The 16458-nt window shown below is 62.1% G+C and carries 18 protein-coding genes; 10 read left to right on the top strand and 8 right to left on the bottom strand.

What is annotated here, in order from left to right; all coding sequences use genetic code 11:
* Positions 1 to 107 precede the first annotated feature (107 nt).
* Positions 108 to 1136, top strand: coding sequence for a hypothetical protein (locus ACROHD_RS07155; RefSeq protein WP_432676748.1), 1029 nt, complete (start codon positions 108 to 110; stop codon positions 1134 to 1136).
* Between the two features lie 55 nt (positions 1137 to 1191).
* Here ACROHD_RS07155 and ACROHD_RS07160 read toward each other — a convergent pair whose 3' ends face one another.
* The 3 genes from ACROHD_RS07160 to ACROHD_RS07170 all read right to left on the bottom strand — a co-directional run bounded on the left by ACROHD_RS07160 (position 1192) and on the right by ACROHD_RS07170 (position 2793).
* Complete coding sequence (locus ACROHD_RS07160; RefSeq protein WP_432676750.1) at positions 1192 to 1842, bottom strand: hypothetical protein; 651 nt, start codon at positions 1840 to 1842, stop codon at positions 1192 to 1194.
* A 64-nt stretch (positions 1843 to 1906) separates the two neighbouring features.
* Positions 1907 to 2296, bottom strand: coding sequence for a hypothetical protein (locus ACROHD_RS07165; protein WP_432676752.1), 390 nt, complete (start codon positions 2294 to 2296; stop codon positions 1907 to 1909).
* Positions 2297 to 2364: 68 nt separating this feature from the next.
* A complete protein-coding gene (locus ACROHD_RS07170; RefSeq protein ID WP_432676754.1) occupies positions 2365 to 2793 on the bottom strand; it encodes a hypothetical protein in 429 nt (142 codons plus the stop codon).
* A gap of 115 nt (positions 2794 to 2908) precedes the next feature.
* On the opposite strand from ACROHD_RS07170, the gene ACROHD_RS07175 reads away from it, so the two are divergent.
* A complete protein-coding gene (locus ACROHD_RS07175) occupies positions 2909 to 4105 on the top strand; it encodes a BaiN/RdsA family NAD(P)/FAD-dependent oxidoreductase (protein WP_432676755.1) in 1197 nt (398 codons plus the stop codon).
* A 122-nt stretch (positions 4106 to 4227) separates the two neighbouring features.
* Positions 4228 to 5199, top strand: coding sequence for a cobaltochelatase subunit CobS (gene cobS / locus ACROHD_RS07180; RefSeq protein ID WP_432676757.1), 972 nt, complete (start codon positions 4228 to 4230; stop codon positions 5197 to 5199).
* 72 nt (positions 5200 to 5271) lie between these two features.
* Here cobS and ACROHD_RS07185 read toward each other — a convergent pair whose 3' ends face one another.
* Positions 5272 to 5898 (bottom strand): DnaJ domain-containing protein, encoded by a 627-nt coding sequence (locus ACROHD_RS07185; protein ID WP_432676759.1) that lies wholly within the window; start codon positions 5896 to 5898, stop codon positions 5272 to 5274.
* A 75-nt stretch (positions 5899 to 5973) separates the two neighbouring features.
* On the opposite strand from ACROHD_RS07185, the gene ACROHD_RS07190 reads away from it, so the two are divergent.
* Positions 5974 to 6231 (top strand): BolA family protein, encoded by a 258-nt coding sequence (locus ACROHD_RS07190; RefSeq protein WP_432676760.1) that lies wholly within the window; start codon positions 5974 to 5976, stop codon positions 6229 to 6231.
* 2 nt (positions 6232 to 6233) lie between these two features.
* On the opposite strand, the gene ACROHD_RS07195 is transcribed toward ACROHD_RS07190, so the two are convergent.
* The gene (locus ACROHD_RS07195; RefSeq protein ID WP_432676761.1) at positions 6234 to 6647 is read right to left on the bottom strand and encodes a DUF4177 domain-containing protein; all 414 of its coding nucleotides are present in this window, start codon (positions 6645 to 6647) and stop codon (positions 6234 to 6236) included.
* A 233-nt stretch (positions 6648 to 6880) separates the two neighbouring features.
* Here ACROHD_RS07195 and ACROHD_RS07200 point away from each other — a divergent pair, with 233 nt between their 5' ends.
* Positions 6881 to 7267, top strand: coding sequence for a DUF4087 domain-containing protein (locus ACROHD_RS07200; protein WP_432676762.1), 387 nt, complete (start codon positions 6881 to 6883; stop codon positions 7265 to 7267).
* 152 nt (positions 7268 to 7419) lie between these two features.
* On the opposite strand, the gene gatB is transcribed toward ACROHD_RS07200, so the two are convergent.
* On the bottom strand, positions 7420 to 8934 hold the full coding sequence (gene gatB / locus ACROHD_RS07205) for an Asp-tRNA(Asn)/Glu-tRNA(Gln) amidotransferase subunit GatB (RefSeq protein WP_432676764.1): 1515 nt from the start codon (positions 8932 to 8934) through the stop codon (positions 7420 to 7422).
* A gap of 361 nt (positions 8935 to 9295) precedes the next feature.
* Between gatB and ACROHD_RS07210 the strand changes: the two genes are divergently transcribed.
* Together ACROHD_RS07210 and ACROHD_RS07215 are read left to right on the top strand one after the other, a co-directional pair.
* Positions 9296 to 9877, top strand: a complete 582-nt coding sequence (locus tag ACROHD_RS07210; RefSeq protein ID WP_432676766.1) for a transglycosylase SLT domain-containing protein — start codon at positions 9296 to 9298, stop codon at positions 9875 to 9877.
* A gap of 55 nt (positions 9878 to 9932) precedes the next feature.
* Positions 9933 to 10595 carry a lytic transglycosylase gene (locus tag ACROHD_RS07215; RefSeq protein ID WP_432676768.1) on the top strand — a complete coding sequence of 221 codons (663 nt, stop codon included), beginning with the start codon at positions 9933 to 9935 and terminating at the stop codon, positions 10593 to 10595.
* Here the strand turns inward: ACROHD_RS07215 and ACROHD_RS07220 are convergent.
* On the bottom strand, positions 10592 to 10990 hold the full coding sequence (locus tag ACROHD_RS07220; protein ID WP_432676769.1) for a hypothetical protein: 399 nt from the start codon (positions 10988 to 10990) through the stop codon (positions 10592 to 10594). The two genes, ACROHD_RS07215 and ACROHD_RS07220, sit on opposite strands and share 4 nt — an antisense overlap.
* Positions 10991 to 11057: 67 nt before the next feature.
* Positions 11058 to 13628, bottom strand: a complete 2571-nt coding sequence (pepN, locus tag ACROHD_RS07225) for an aminopeptidase N (RefSeq protein WP_432676771.1) — start codon at positions 13626 to 13628, stop codon at positions 11058 to 11060.
* A 135-nt stretch (positions 13629 to 13763) separates the two neighbouring features.
* Here pepN and ACROHD_RS07230 point away from each other — a divergent pair, with 135 nt between their 5' ends.
* Genes ACROHD_RS07230 through ACROHD_RS07240 form a run of 3 tightly spaced genes read left to right on the top strand, consistent with a single transcriptional unit; the run spans position 13764 to position 16362 of the window.
* A complete protein-coding gene (locus ACROHD_RS07230) occupies positions 13764 to 14141 on the top strand; it encodes a VOC family protein (protein WP_432676773.1) in 378 nt (125 codons plus the stop codon).
* 4 nt (positions 14142 to 14145) lie between these two features.
* Positions 14146 to 14835: a helix-turn-helix transcriptional regulator gene (locus tag ACROHD_RS07235; protein ID WP_432676775.1), complete on the top strand. Its 690-nt coding sequence runs from the start codon at positions 14146 to 14148 to the stop codon at positions 14833 to 14835.
* Between the two features lie 42 nt (positions 14836 to 14877).
* Positions 14878 to 16362, top strand: a complete 1485-nt coding sequence (locus ACROHD_RS07240; protein ID WP_432676777.1) for an FAD-binding domain-containing protein — start codon at positions 14878 to 14880, stop codon at positions 16360 to 16362.
* Positions 16363 to 16458: the final 96 nt, after the last annotated feature.

The following is a 16458-nucleotide window of genomic DNA, read 5'->3' on the forward strand; positions in this document are numbered from 1 at the left end:
GCCCCTGTTATGCACCCGCGCCGCGCCCGCGAAAAGAGGGGATTTCACCGGTGGCCGGAGTCAGTATGGTGGGGGTTCTTCAGTCGCTTTGAATGAGGGTTTTGGCTTTGCGGATTTCAGTAAAAATAGGGATCGCGGCGGCGGTCTGTCTGGTGGCCCCGATGGCGCAGGCGCAGTCCTTTGATTGCGCCGCCGTGATGCAGGCGTTTCGCGCCACCCCGGTTCCTGGGATTGCGATCCCGGACCATGCCCCTTGCGAGGATGGGCAGTTGCAGGCGTTTCTCAGGAATGAGGCGGCGATTGCCGACGCGGTGCCGGTCACAGATGTTGAACAGCTTTACGGAACATGGCTTGGCGATGATGTGCTGCGCTATCTGTCGGGCGTTTCGGTTCCGGGCACCGAGATGCTGGTGATCGAGCCGGGCGAAACCGAAGGCAGCCTGTTCATCACGCAATACTGGTTGAAGCCGAATGTCCCGGATAGCGACTTGTTGCCATGGGATGACGAAGGCTATGCGGGATGGGTCTCACGCGGGGCGCTGATCCCGCTGGCGGACGGACGCTTTCAGCCCGGATATTTCGGGGAGGAGGCGATTACCTATAGCGGGCTCCGGCTGGAACAGGAACGCGCTTATGAATTGCATGTTTTGTCAGAGCTGAACCATTTCGAGCTGACGGTTCAATTTCGCCAGTCCGGGGACGCTTTGGTGCTTGAAAGCGAACGTCTGCATCCGCTGACTCGCGACCCTGCGCCCTTTGTCACGACATACACCCGCGTGGATCGGCAAGCGGTCGATATGGCCTTGCTGCTGGTCGTGGCGCTGGAGCTTAGCTACGGTCGATATTTCGACTGCTTTGCCCATCAGCTGACCGAAGCAGAGGGGCCGCTCCTGGATGTCTTCCAGCCCTATGGCGTTGCGGATGCACAGACCTGGCTGAACCAGTTGCTGTCATCGACCATGGCCCGGATGGAGCTGATCGAACAGATGGCATCCGACACCCCGCCCGAGGATGGGTCTGAGCGTATGACAGAGTTGATGGAGGCTTTCATCGCGTTCATCGACTCGCCGCTGAACCAGCATTTCGTAGATCGTCTGAACGGGGCAGAGGATCTTGGCTGCCCGGAGGTCTACTGACCGTATCTGAGGGATCAGACCTGGCAGAAGGGCAGGGTCAGGCGCGGCTGCGCCGTCACGGCAGCCGGGAAAAGAACAGATTCTGCGCGGCCTGGCACGGGGACGGAAGCGGGGTAAAGGCGCTGTACTCCGTCAGCTCGGGCGGACCGCCTTCCAGTGTGCCGCTGCTGGCCTCGGACTCTTCGGTTTCGCTTTCCACATCGACCCATGTCGTATCGGCTGTCCAGTGGCCAGTTTCGAAATCGACCGAGCAGCTATAGTTGCCCGAGGTCATGCGATCATAGCTGGAATAGCCAACACCCAGAACGCGAAATGCGTCATCCTGCCAGCCGATCCGCAGGGTCTGAAACCACGGATGACGCCCGATGCCGGATTGCTCGGAGTGCACAAGAACCGTTCGGCCTTCCCCTTCTTCCAGCGACGGTGACATGCCCCACATCGATCCGTTGAAGGCTGCATTGCGCAGGACCAAGAGGGGTGCGCCAGGGTCATCGGACAGGCGTCGGTCCGATAGGATCATCAGATCGGCGCTACCGTCATCTTCCGCCCCGGTCAGCACAATCACCTGTTCGCACCCATTGAGCGGATGGATATCGACGCAAAGACTGTCGATGAGACGGGGCAGGATCTCGGCTTCGCCATTGGTCAGGTCCTGGGCCGCAAGCGGCGTGGTCAGAAGTGATAAAATGAGTGCTGAAATCCGCATAGCGACATTCCCAGATTGCAAATTCTATCGGGAGCGTAGAGGCGGGTGGTGGCCAGTAAAAGCCTCAGTTCAGCATGAGTGCCCGACACTGGCCGATTTCCGCCTCGGCGCGCATCAGTGCCCAAGTCGCGTCTTCGGTGTCTTCGTTGAAGACGGCCCGGCGCAACAATTGCGTATGGGCTGCCTTTGACATCAGGCGGACATGCATCGCCTGACGCGTGTCGGTTTCAGTTAGGATCGCGTCCATGAGGCTGACCATGGCGTCGCGTTCTGCTTCTGTCTGATCCGCTCCGGGGTCGGAAAACAGCCATTGATGTTCCATAAGCGCCGAGAACCTCCCGACGCATCCCGCAAATGTTGTGACCAGATCCAGGCTCGAAAAGGCGCGGGCCGCGGGGGCGAAAGGCAGGGCGGCCAACAGCAGGGGCAGTAGAATTGTTCTCAAACTGCGCATGAAATGATCATGCAGGCGAAAATATCGCTTATCAAGTACTCAGAATGAAAACTATTCGCGGCTGCCCGTTATTCCTCGCCGGTCATGACCGCTGTGCAATCCTCGTTATCAGCCATGTAGACAGGATCCTCTGCAAAGGCGTTCCGTCCTGCCTCGATATTGGCTTCGAAGCGCAGGCGATAAGCTTCTGAAAGGTCCAGCACATCCGCAGAAACCGCATCGCGGGCAGCGTCGGGTTCCAGCCCTTCCTGTTCCATCGCGTCGGCCGCCGTCATCATCAGAAGCGCCACGATGTTGTTGACCTGTTCCAGCATGTCTTCGCCGATCTGATCGCCAAGATAGGCCGCCGAAGACGCATAGAAAGCCGCGCAGCGCGTGCCGATATAGGACATGGGCGCGCCGTCCCCCACCTCGACGCGAAGGGGCTGCATCTCCTCTTGCGCGAAGGCGGGAAGCGGCAGCAGCAGGGCCAGAAGTGGTAGAATGCGGAAGGTCAATGTGTGTCTCCGGGGTCTGAACATTTGGGCGATCATGGCGGCAAAGCCCGCCCGCCGCCACCCCCGACTTGCGATGACCCTTGCCTTCGCGCCTCGGGCTGCGCAGAAGGACGCCATGACAGAGCAGAGCTTTACCACCCTCATTCTCGGAGCGGGCGCGGCCGGCCTGATGTGTGCCGCCCATGCAGGGCCCGGCACGCTAGTGATCGATCATGCCAAGGCCCCAGGCGAGAAAATCCGCATCTCGGGCGGCGGGCGCTGCAATTTCACGAATATGTATGCAGGGCCAGAGAATTTCCTGTCACAGAACCCGCATTTCGCAAAATCCGCGCTCAGCCGGTACACTCAATGGGATTTCCTCGATCTGGTGAACAAGCACGCGATTGCGTGGCATGAAAAGACGCTCGGTCAGCTCTTTTGTGACGGGTCCGCAAAAGAGATCATCGCGATGCTTCTGGCCGAGATGCAGCCTGCTGACCTTTGGCTGAGGACCGAGATCGGAGAGATCCGCCACGATGGCAGCCGATTTCATGTTGATCTGACACGAGAGGGGCGGGGGGTTACGGTCACGGCCCGCAATCTTGTGGTGGCAACGGGGGGCAAGTCGATCCCCAAGATGGGCGCGACCGGCATAGGTTACCGCATCGCTGAACAGTTCGGCCATAGATTGACCGACACACGCCCTGGCCTTGTGCCGCTGACTTTCAACGAGGATCAGAAGGCCGCTTTCCGTCCGCTGGCGGGCAGCGCCGTGCCGGTGGTTGCGGGCTGCAATGGCGGCAGTTTCGAAGAGGCGATGCTGTTCACCCACCGGGGCCTGTCTGGCCCGGCGATCCTGCAGATCTCGTCCTATTGGCGCGAAGGGGATAGCCTCTCGCTGCGGCTCTGCCCCGGTACAAACCTGTTCGACGCGTTGCGCGCCCGTCGTCAAACCGATGGGGCCAAGGCGTTGACGACCGTTCTGGCCGATCATCTCCCGCGCGCAGTGTGCCTGTTCCTGGCCGAGAGCTGGGGCCTGACGGGAAATCTGGCGGACCAGTCGGACAAGGCGTTGCGCGCGCTTGTGGACCGGTTGGAAGATTGGCAACTGACGCCTACCTCATCAGAGGGATACCGCACGGCGGAGGTCACGCTTGGCGGAGTCGAAACCGACCGGATTTCATCAAAGACTATGGAATCGCAGCTGCAGTCGGGGCTTTACCTGATTGGCGAGCTTGTGGACGTGACCGGCTGGCTTGGCGGGTACAACTTTCAATGGGCTTGGTCCTCGGCCCATGCAGCAGGCACCGCCATAGCCGCCGCCGCGAATTAAGGCACCTGCGCCACGCGGCCATTTGTGCCGTAACGGTCCGGCCATAGGCCCCTTGCAGCCCCCCTAATTATCGTGCAACACCAAGCGGCGGAGCCGAAGATACAGCGAGAAGGCACTATTCGATGGACATGATGGTCAAACCCACGGAAGAAATCTCTGTCCGCGATGTGTTCGGCATCGACAGCGACATGAAGGTCAAAGGTTTCGAGGAACGCGCCGACCGCGTGCCCGAGATCGACCCGACCTACAAATTCGATCCCGACACGACACTCGCCATCCTCGCAGGCTTCAGCCACAACCGCCGGGTGATGATCCAGGGCTATCACGGCACCGGGAAATCGACCCATATCGAACAGGTCGCCGCCCGTCTGAACTGGCCCGCCGTTCGCGTCAATCTCGACAGCCACATTTCCCGGATCGACCTGATCGGCAAGGATGCGATCAAGCTGCGCGATGGTAAGCAAGTGACCGAGTTTCACGAGGGCATCCTGCCCTGGGCACTGCGCAATCCTGTCGCCATCGTCTTCGACGAATATGACGCGGGCCGCGCAGATGTGATGTTCGTGATCCAGCGGGTTCTGGAACATGACGGCAAGCTGACGCTGCTCGATCAGAACGAGATCATCACGCCCAACCCCTATTTCCGCCTGTTTGCCACCGCCAATACCGTGGGTCTGGGCGATACGACGGGCCTCTACCACGGCACCCAGCAGATCAACCAGGCACAGATGGACCGTTGGAGCCTTGTGGCGACGCTGAACTACCTGTCCCATGACGCGGAAACGGCCATCGTCCTGTCGAAAAGCCCGCATTACAACACCGCAGCCGGGCGCCAGACCATCAGCCAGATGGTGACTGTCGCGGACCTGACCCGGACCGCCTTCATGAATGGTGAGCTGTCCACGGTGATGAGCCCGCGGACCGTGATCAACTGGGCGCAGAACGCCGAAATCTTCCGCTCCGTTGGCTACGCCTTCCGCCTGAGCTTCCTCAACAAATGCGATGAGCTGGAGCGCCAGACCGTGGCGGAATTCTACCAGCGCTGCTTTGACGAAGAGCTGCCGGAAAGCGCGGCCAGCATGAGCCTCGGCTGACAAGCCCCTGACATAACATGAAAAAGGCGGCCCCGGTGGCCGCCCTTTTTGTTTCTGAAGGCTGAGCGCCGCTTATTTGAAGTTACGGCTTTCCTTGATCTGGTCCCAGGCCCAGACCACCTCTTGCAGCTGCTCTTCCTGGCTGCGGTCGCCGCCGTTCATGTCGGGGTGCAGCACCTTGATCAGTGCCTTGTAGGATTTGCGCACCTCGGCCTTGGTCCAGTGGTCCTTGGCTTCCAGGATCTCGATGGCGCGGCGTTCGGTCGGGGGCAGGCGGCGCGAGCCGGTGATGCTTTTGCCCGGATTGCGGGTGGCGTTGCCGCCCAGTACCTGATGCGGATCGTCGACGCCAAGCCGCGACCAGGCGCGTTCCTCGACCGATTTCTTGAAGGTCTTCGTCGGCCGGTCCCAGACACGGTCGCGTTCCATCTGGGCTTCCATCTCGGCTTCGGTGGTGCCGTCGAAGAAGTTCCATTTCAAATTGTATTCGCGCACATGTTCCTTGCAGAACCACAGGTAGTCATCCAGCACATCTGGTGATTTCGGTGCGCGGTACTGGCCGGGTTCTTCGCAACCCGCGTGTTCACAGACCCGCTGAGAGGTTTCAAAAGCGCCGGACATGCCACGCCGTCCGCCGCGCCGCTTTTTCTTGTCGCTGGAGACGCGCAGATCGAAGTTGAATGGATCTTTGTCGGCCATTGGACACACCTTCTCGACTCGGAATAGGCAGTCTAAGGTTTTTCGCAGGGGATTGAAGGGGGCGAGGGCAGAAAAATGACGCGATCGGAGAAAATCCGCGACCGGCTGGAACGCGCCTTTGCGCCTGGTCATCTGGAGGTGATTGACGAGAGCGAGAGCCACCGGGGCCATGCCGGATATCAGGATGGCGGTGAGAGCCATTTTCGCGTGGTGATCGGTGCAGATGCGTTGGTGCCGCTATCGCGAATCGCGCGTCATCGCGCTGTCCACCAAGCGATTGGCAAGGATTTGATGAATGAAATCCATGCCTTGTCTGTCGTGATCCAAGGCTGACCTTAGTCTGCCGCCGCAGCGCGAGGGCGCTCTTCCTCATCCGGTGCCGCGTCGTCGGATGGCGTGTCTGCCAGCTCTTCCTGCGGCTCTTCCCATGGCTCTGGATCGTCCTCTGGGGCGGTCAGGGCCAGGGGGTCTTCGACCTTTTCCAAGGCAAGGGGCTCTGGGGCTTCCTCGCCGTCTTCCAGCACCCGCCGAAAGATCAGCATATTGTGATAGACGGTCTGCTTGGAGGCGATTCCAGAGCGTTCCTCGGTGGGCAGAATATCGGCGCGGACATAGTCCCAGCCCTCGGCCCCAAGCTCGTTCATCAGGGTGGACAGCGCCAGCGCAAACCGGTCTTCAGCGCGTTTCACGCCCTTTGCCTTGAGCCCCCGATTTGGGGCTGGAACCACCTTGTATTCAAATCTGGTCATGCTGGACCCTGACCTCTGAAAGCACGTGGGACAAATGATTAACGGCTCCAACCCGCCTGTCAAAGGGGGCCTTCAGAACCTGTCGCCCCCCGTACACCGGGCGTACACCCCCTGTACACCCCCCCGTGCATACAAACGGGCGCACAGGATCGGAAAAGAAGCTGGTTAAGGGTGCAGATCGGCAGAGTATGACCCCGGTTGATCCCGAGCGGCTCCACGGGCATTCTAACCCCATGAAACAGTACAGCTTTGCCGTGATCTTCTCTCTCATCGCCGTGCCCGCCGCCGCCGAAACGCGCTGTGGCTGGTTCACAAACCCGACGCCAGCCAATGTCTTCCTTGACGATGCCCATGGTGGTTGGACGCTGTCTGCCCAAGGCCGCGGCGGGGCGCCGGGATTTGACGATGCCTGGTCCGCGGAAGGCAGCCCGGTCGAATGGGTGCAGATGCATCCGGCAGGGTATGGATATGGCTGCGCCTGCATAGAGGGCGATTTCGGCCCCATCGGCAGCCAGGAGGTGCTGGAGGTGCGGCGCTACTGGCATCGTCCGTTGGATGCCTGCGCCAGCGACCCTGCGCTTGAGGAGCGGGATCTGGTCCCGATGTGGGAGGGGGAGTAGCTGCGGCAGGTGGAGAGCGCTTCCGTTGTACCCCCAAACCTGTCCTTCCCGCGAAAGCGGAAACCTGTTGCGTTGTGCTCTATTTTGGTGAGGTCCCCGCTTCCGCGGGGATGACAGGCTTTCGCGGGAGGGCGTTGCGCGCGTGGCTGGCCTTACTCGGCCAGCTTCTTCGCCACCAGTTCATTCACCGCCTTGGGGTTGGCCTTGCCGCCGGTGGCCTTCATCACCTGACCCACGAACCAGCCCGCAAGCTTGGGATTTTCTTTGGCCTTGGCAACCTGGGCGGGGTTGGCGGCGATGATCTCGTCCACCGCGGCCTCGATCGCGCCGGTATCCGTCACCTGCTTCATGCCGCGCGCTTCGACGATCTCTTCGGGGTCGCCGCCTTCGGTATAGACGATCTCGAACAGATCCTTGGCGATCTTGCCGGAAATGGCGTCTGATTTGATCAGGCGGATGATGCCGGCCAGTTGCTTTGGCGAAACCGGGCTATCCGTGATGTCTGCGTCGTCTTTCTTGAGGCGGCCGAAGAGCTCGTTGATCACCCAGTTGGCAGAGAGCTTGCCATCGCCGGCGTCGGCTGCAACGGCTTCGAAATACGCGGCATCGGCGGTTTCGGCGGTCAGAACGGACGCGTCGTAATCGCTCAGGCCGAAATCGGCGATGAAGCGGGCCTTCTTGGCGTCGGGCAGTTCGGGCAGGTTGGCTGCGATGTCATCGACCCAGGCTTGCTCAATTTCCAGCGGCAGGAGGTCGGGATCGGGGAAGTAGCGGTAATCATGCGCCTCTTCCTTTGACCGCATGGACCGGGTCTCGTTCTTATCTGGGTCATAGAGCCGGGTTTCCTGATCGACTGTGCCACCGCCTTCAACGATCTTTATCTGGCGGCGCGCTTCATACTCAATCGCGGCCTGGATGAAGCGCATGGAGTTCATGTTCTTGATTTCGCAACGCGTGCCGAGGTGGGAGAAATCGCCGGTTTCGCGGTATTTCTCATAGGCCCCGGGCGTGCAGATCGAGACGTTCACATCGGCGCGCAGGTTGCCGTTTTGCATGTTGCCATCGCAGGTCCCGAGATAGCGCAGGATCTGGCGCAGCTTGACCACGTAGGCCGCGGCCTCTTCAGGGCCGCGGATATCGGGGCGCGAGACGATCTCCATCAGCGCAACGCCGGTGCGGTTGAGATCGACGAAGGACATGGCCGGGTCCATGTCGTGGATCGACTTGCCCGCATCCTGTTCCAGGTGGATGCGCTCGATGCGGACCAGACGCGCGGTGCCGTCGCCCATTTCAACGAGCACTTCGCCTTCGCCCACAATGGGGTGGTAAAGCTGGGAAATCTGGTAGCCCTGCGGCAGGTCGGGATAGAAATAGTTCTTACGGTCGAAGGCGGAGAAGAGGTTGATCTCGGCCTTGAGCCCGAGCCCGGTGCGCACCGCCTGCGCCACGCAAAACTCGTTGATCACGGGAAGCATGCCGGGCATCCCTGCGTCCACAAAGGCCACGTTCGAATTGGGTTCCGCCCCAAAACTGGTCGAGGCACCGGAAAAGAGCTTGGAATTGGAGGAGACCTGGGCGTGGACCTCCATCCCGATCACGAGTTCCCAATCCTGCTTCGCGCCGGCGATTACTTTGGGTTTCGGGGTCTCATAGGTCAGGTCGAGCATGGGGCGGTCTCCGGTTGAACGCTACGGGTTCTAGGGCAGGGGAGGCAGGGGAGCAAGAGGGTGTGGGCGGGGTTTCGCCGCGCATTGCGCGTCGACCGGCGGGCGGCCCGTCTCAACCCCCGGCTTACGCCGGAGGCCTCACCGGGCCGCGTTGCCACGGGCGTGTGGAGAGGGCGGTATACTGGGTCGGAGGGAGTGCGTGTTTTGCGCGCAGGATGCCTCCAGCGGGAGGGTTGGGGCCAAGAAGAAGCGGGATCGGCGGGGGATTGCCGGATTTGGGGTGCTGAGAGGGGGGGAGGCTTTGCAAAGGCTGCGCAGGGGCGCAGAGAAGCGCGGTCTGAAACATCTTGTGAGTCTGGCCATGCGGCTGTCTTCCATCGTTCTGGGGCTTCTGGCCCTTTCCGTCCTGTCGGCCTGCGCCACGACGCAGCCGAATCCTGAAACACTTCCCGCCACGCGATGGGATCACCGGCCCGAGGCCGAGATCTGGACCCGCGCCTCCATCGAGATGCTGGAGGGGGATGCGTCGGTTCTGACGGCGATTGTGCCCGCGGATGCGGAGGTTTGGTGCCCGGGATATGAAACCGCCAGCGCGGCGGACCGGGCGGCGTTCTGGGTGGGGTTTGTCTCGGCCCTGGCGCGCTATGAAAGCACCTGGGAGCCTGAGGCGGTCGGGGGCGGCGGGCGCTGGTTCGGGCTGATGCAGATCTCGCCCGCCACGGCGCGCTATCGCGGCTGCGAGGCCGGGTCCGGTGCAGAGCTGACCGACGGGGCCGCCAATCTGCGCTGTGCGCTTCGTATCATGGCTGAGACGGTGCCGCGCGACGGGGTGGTGAGCCAGGGAAGCCGCGGTGTCGCCGCCGATTGGGGGCCGATGCGGCAGGCGCATGTAAACACAGAGATGCGCGACTGGCTGCACCAGCAAAGCTATTGCCAGGGCTAGGCGCTTGAAACGGCGGGCCAGGGCGGGCAGCATGGGGGCCGAGAGGAGCTGCGCGATGCGTGCACTGATGCTCTGTGTCCTCATGTTTATCCCGGCCTTTGCCACGGCGCAGGGCCTGGCCCCGATGGGCAGCCCGGCGCCTGTGCCGCGACCAGGATTTGCGCCAGAGGCGAGCCCGGTTCCCTTGCCGCGCCCGGCTTTGGCGGTGCCATCCCTTCATTGGGATGACCTGCGCCCCGGCATGGAAGCGCCGGCGCGCCCCGGTTGGGGGCCGGCGCTGTTTCGGGCCGTGCTGGCGCAGGAGGGTCTGCTGGACGTGGTGCCGGAAGATATCGACACCTGGTGCCCGGCCTATGCCGAGGCTGGCCCCGATCAGCGGGCGGCGTTTTGGGCCGGACTCGTGTCAGCGCTGAGCTGGTACGAGAGCACACACCGGCCGGATGCGGTTGGCGGCGGAGGGCGCTGGTTTGGGCTCGTGCAGATTTCACCCGCCACGGCGCGCTATCGCGGTTGCGCTGTGGGCACGGGGGAAGCGTTGATGAACGGTGCGGCGAACCTGCGTTGCGCCGTGCGGATCATGGCGCAGAACGTGGAACGCGATGGCGTCGTGTCGCGCGGAATGCGGGGCGTGGCGGCGGAATGGGGGCCGTTTCACAGCAGCCAGCGACGCGAAGGGATGCGGGCCTGGGTATCGGAGCAGGCCTATTGCAGCGGCTAGAGCGCACGCACCGGAATGCCCCGATCCGTGGTTTCGCGGATCAGCGCGATCGTGTTGTGCAACACCTGCTGAGGCAGCATGATCTCATCGCCAGAGAGTAGCACGATCGTGGCATGGTCAGCGCCAAGCCGAAGGTGATCGACGCGGGACAGCGGCAGGCTGCGCCGGGAGAACCCGTTGAAGATCGACAGGCTGCGCGCGCTATAGTCGATGCCATAGGACGGCCGCAGAGCGATCTGCAATACGCAGATCAGGATACAGGGGGTCAGCAGGGCCCAAACCCAGATCGGCGCCGTGCGATCAGCCGCCACGGCCAGCATCATGAGGCCAGAGACCAGCCCCATCCAGGCCAGCCCGGAGCGTTGATGCTCCAAATATGTGTAGCGCTTGGACATGGGACGATGGTGCCGTCCCATTCGGTCCTTTTCATGGCGATGACACGGTGAACGCGTGGAATTGCGGTCAGTCTGTCCGCATCCGCCCCACCATCTCGGCCAGATCCCGGCTGAGCCCGTCAGCGTCTGCAATGCGGCTGAGCTGATCGCGGATCAGCGCCTGCCGGTCAGCATCGTAGCGCCGCCAGGTTTCAAACGCCGTGGACATTCGGGCAGCGGTCTGTGGGTTGGCCTTGTCGAGGCGCAGCAACCAGTCGGCCAGGAACGCGTAGCCCGCGCCCGAAGGATCATGGAACCCGGCCGGGTTGGCGGCGGTTATCCCGCCGATGACGGACCGGAAGCGATTGGGGTTTTTCCAATCGAAATCAGGGTGCTCTGTAAGGATCTTAGCGCGATTGACAGCATCCTCAGGAGCCGCATGTGCGACCTGCATCATGAACCACTTGTCCATTACAAGCCGGTCGCCATGCCATTGTTCATGGAACCGCGCGGCGACGTCTGTATCGCCGGCATCCAGCAGGCAGGCGAATGCGGCGAGTTGGTCGGTCATGTTTGTGGCAGCGTCATACTGAGCGCGGGCGCGGAGGGGGCCGTCCAGAAGGGACAGGAAACGCAGTGCGCAATTGCGCAAGGACCGTTTGCCAGCCGGGCCCGCATCGGAACTGTATGGGCCATCCGTAACCATCTGATCGTATACGGTTTCAAGTGTCTCTCGCCCCGCCTCGGCAATCGTGGTTGTGAGCGTTTTTCTGGTGGCATGAATGCGGGTTGGATCGGGAACCAGCCCTGCCTCTACACAGCCTTGTGCGATGTCGTCTTCCGACGGCAGCGCCAGCACCTGGGCGCGGAAGGCAGGGTCCAGCGTATCGTTGCCCGCAACCCGGACCAGCGCGTCAAGATAAGCCTGCGCCGGTGGGGTGTCGTCGGTCAGCATCGCCATCAGCGTTTCCCGGCTGAGAGAGCGCCCGGCTTCCCACATGTTGAACGGGTCGGTGTCATAGGCCAGAAGCAGCGCCCGATCCTCGAAACTGGGGGTGTGATCGAGGATCACGGGCGCGGAAAAGCCACGCAGGATCGAGGGCACGGGGCGCGATTTCAGGCCGTGGAACTGGAAGGCCTGTCGCGTCTCGGTCAGCTCCAGCACGCGGGTTGGCTCTACCTCAGCACCACTGCTGTCCAGCAGGCCGATGGCAACTGGGATCACCTGTGGCTGTTTGTCTGGCTGGCCTGGTGTCGGCTTTGTTTCCTGTTTGAATTCAATTCTGTAGGTTCCGTTACTAAAGTCACTTTTGACGCTGAGTCGCGGCGTGCCCGCCTGGGAATACCAGCGCTTGAACTGGGTCAGATCACGGCCTGTGGCCTCTTCGAACACGGCCAGCCAGTCCTCGATCGTTGCGGCGTCGCCGTCATGGCGGGTAAAGTAGAGGTCAAGCGCCTTGGAATACCCGTCATCGCCCACCAACCGCTTCAGCATCCCGATCACCTCGGCGCCTTTTTCGTAGACTGTCGCGGTATAGAAATTGTTGATCTCGACGAAGCTTTCAGGCCGGACAGGGTGCGCAAGCGGCCCTGCATCCTCTCGAAACTGGCGGGCGCGCAATTGCAGCACGTTGTCGATGCGCTGCACGGCCGCGCCGCGCATGTCACCGGAAAACTGCTGGTCGCGGAAGACGGTCAACCCTTCCTTCAGGCAAAGCTGAAACCAGTCGCGGCAGGTGATGCGGTTGCCGGTCCAGTTGTGAAAATATTCATGGGCGATGATGGCCTCGATAAACTCATAGTCTCGGTCGGTGGCGGTTTCGGGGCTGGCCAGAACGTATTTGGAGTTGAAGATGTTCAGCCCCTTGTTTTCCATCGCGCCCATGTTGAAATCATCGACAGCAACGATATTGAACACGTCGAGATCGTATTCACGTCCATAGACGTCCTCGTCCCATTTCATGGACCGCTTAAGAGCCCCCATGGCATAGTGGGTTTTGTCCTCGTCCCCGCGCCGGACCCAGATGTTGAGCGCCACGGGTCGGCCCGACATGGTCATAAAATGATCGGAATAGGACAGCAGATCACCGGCGACGAGGGCAAACAGATAGGCGGGTTTGGGCCAGGGATCGTGCCATTCGGCCACCGGCCCGTGCCGCTCTACCGGGTTGCCGTTCGACAGAAGCACCGGCATCGGCGAATGGATGCGCACCGTGAAGGGGGCCATGACATCGGGGCGGTCAGGGTAGTAGGTGATCTTGCGGAAGCCCTGCGCCTCGCATTGGGTGCAGTACATGCCGCCCGACATATAGAGACCCTCTAGCGCGGTGTTGTCAGCCGGGGCAATCTCTACCTCTGCCTCCCAGATGAACGCCTCATCCGGCAGACGGTCGGCGGGAATGGTCAGGGCGGTCTCGGTCCGCTGGTATTCGTTTTCCGACAGGCTTACCCCGTCAATGCTGGCCGAAATCAGCGTCAGCTGTTCACCATCCAGATGCAGATCGCCCTTCGTGGAGGCCGGGTTACGGAAGAACCGGATCCGGGATGTCACGCGCGTGGCCTTCGGGTCGAGGGTGAAGTCCAGTTCCACCAGCTCGATCAGCCAATTGGGCGGTGTATAGTCGGAAAGGTGAATGGTCTGCGGGGCAGCGTCGCGCATCGGGGTCTCCTGCATTGGATCACTGCAAGGTTTCGTAACGCGCGCGCAGGCGCAAGAGGCATGCTGACAGAATGCTGTCAGTAGGGGTGTGACAGACAGGGTGCATTCGATACGCTCACCTGAAAGGATAAAGTGATGAGTTTCGCCCCCGCCCACACCACCGTCTGGATTGAACTGCCGATCAGTGATTTGACCGCTGCGATGGCATTTTATGCCAAGGCCACTGGCCTGAACCTGAAGCGCGAACAAATGGGCCCGAATGAAACGGCGATTTTCCAGGCCGCCGATTTCGCGAGCGGTGTCGCCGGTCATCTCTACGAGGGCAAACCCGCAGGCGATGGCACTGGCCCGACGGTGCATCTGGCCACACAGGGCAAGCTGGAGGATGCCATTGGCCGCGTGACGGAGGCCGGCGGCGCCGTTGTGTCACCGATCATCGAGATACCAGCAGGCCGCTTCTTCTATGCCACTGATCCCGATGGCAATTCCATCGGCCTGTTCGAGGCATCGTAACCCGATGCGCCGCGCTGACCGCCTGTTCCAGATCGTACAGCATCTTCGGGGTGGGCGGTTGGTGACGGCGCAGGCCTTGGCCGAGCGGCTGGAGGTCTCGACCCGGACGATTTATCGGGACATCGCGGACCTTCAGTCGACCGGCGTGCCCATCGATGGCGAGGCCGGGGTGGGATATGTGATGGAGGAAGGCTATGACCTGCCGCCGCTCATGTTCACGCGCGATGAGGTCACCGCACTGGTTGCCGGTGCCCGGCTGATCCGGGCCTTTGGTGGCGCGGGGATGGCACGCGCGGCTGAAGAAGCGCTGGTCAAGATCGGCGCCGTCCTGCCCGAACCGGAAAGACAGCGCGCCGCCCAGGTGCAGGTCCATGCCATCGGCTGGCGCATTTCGGATGACCTTCGGGCGCTGATCGACCGATTGGAGGGCGCGGTGGACCGGTCCGTCCGGCTGTCCTTCGCCTATACCGATCAGCATGGCGCTGCGTCCCGACGTATCGTCCGCCCTCTGGGCCTTTGGTTCTGGGGCGCAAGCTGGACCCTGGTGGGCTGGTGCGAGCTGCGAGAGGATTTCCGCATGTTCCGGCTGGACCGGATGGACGCGGTCGAGGAGGGCGCTAGGTTCAAGCCAGAGCGTGGCAGGCGGCTACAGGATTTCTATCGCATGATGGAGGCGCGCGGCGACCATCCCTGAGACCCCTTCCGCAGATGTTCACTTTATGTTCCTATCTGGCTTATGGGCACGATTCTCTGGTTCAAACGGGATTTGCGGGTTGAGGATAACCCGGCATTGGCACAGGCGGCGGCCGCAGGCGGGCCTGTTTTGCCGCTGTATGTCGTGGAGCCGGACTATTGGGCGCTGCCCGACAGCTCGGCCCGGCAATGGCGCTTCGTCGCTGAATGCCTGCACGAGCTGCGGGGCGATCTAGGGAGCATGGGAGCGCCCCTATTGGTGCGAACAGGCGATGCGGTCGACGTATTGGACGCCTTGCGCGCCACACATGGCATCACGCGGCTGATCAGCCACGAGGAAACTGGCAATCTCTGGACGTTCGACCGCGACCGCCGGGTTGCTGACTGGGCACGGATGCACGGCGTCGAATGGCAGGAAGTGCGGCAACCCGGCGTTAGCCGTGGGCTTGGCCACCGGCGTGGCTGGCAGGCGCGGCGCGACAAGGCGATGCGCGCACCGCTGGAGACGGTACCTTCGGGCCTGCCGCCCCACGGGCTCGATCCCGGGATAATTCCCGATGCGGCCGATCTGCGCTTGGCCTTCGATCCCTGTCCGGGGCGGCAAAAGGGTGGGCGCGCGCGGGCGCTCGACCTGCAATCGGCCTTCCTCGATCGCCGCGCGGCGGGCTACCTATCGCGCATGTCGTCACCGTTGACGGCGGGGGCCGCCTGTTCGCGCCTGTCGCCGCATCTTGCTTTTGGTACGCTGTCCATGCGCGAGGCAGTTCAGGCGGTTGACCGAAGTCGGTCCGAGGCCGGGCCAAACCGGTGTCTCAAGGGGTATGGCTCGCGGCTGGCCTGGCGCGATCATTTTATTCAAAAGCTGGAAAGCCAGCCTGATATCGAGACGCTCTGCCTGCATCCTGCCTATGAAGGGATAAGGCCCCGTGTCCCCGATGCGGTCCGGCTGGCCGCCTGGCAGGCAGGCGAAACCGGCTTGCCTTTCGTCGATGCATGTATGCGTCAGCTGATCCATACCGGTTGGATCAACTTTCGGATGCGGGCGATGCTGATGGCGGTTGCCAGCTATCACCTTTGGCTGGACTGGCGGGTAACGGGGCAGCATCTTGCGCGGCTGTTCACGGATTACGAGCCGGGTATTCACTGGCCGCAGGTGCAGATGCAGTCGGGCACCACGGGGATCAACACGCCGCGCATTTACAACCCGGTGAAACAGGGGCTGGATCAAGACCCGGATGGGCGCTTCATTCGACAGTGGCTGCCAGAGTTGCGGCCTGTGCCTGATGCCTTTCTGCATTGTCCCTGGGATTGGGCCGGGGCGGGGCGGTTGCTTGGCCATGCCTATCCGGTGCCAGTGGTGGAGCCCCTGAGAGCCGCCCGCGCCGCGCGTCAGCGAATCTGGGCCGTGCGGTATGCCGAGGGCTTTCGCGAAACGCGGGCCGCGCTGCTTTCGAGACATGCCGCGCCTCGACCTGAGCGACCAAGCCCGGTGCGTGTCGCCCCTCGTCAGCTTTCATTTCCTATTTGAAGGTGTTTTTGGTCAGAAAGTTTTACCAAAGTTGTTGCCTATAGGAAACTTCCGCTCTAGATCATATCGAGACGGCATGCGAATGCATACGCACCG

The sequence above is a fragment of the Nioella aestuarii genome (assembly GCF_050896395.1).
Lineage (GTDB): Bacteria > Pseudomonadota > Alphaproteobacteria > Rhodobacterales > Rhodobacteraceae > Nioella > Nioella aestuarii.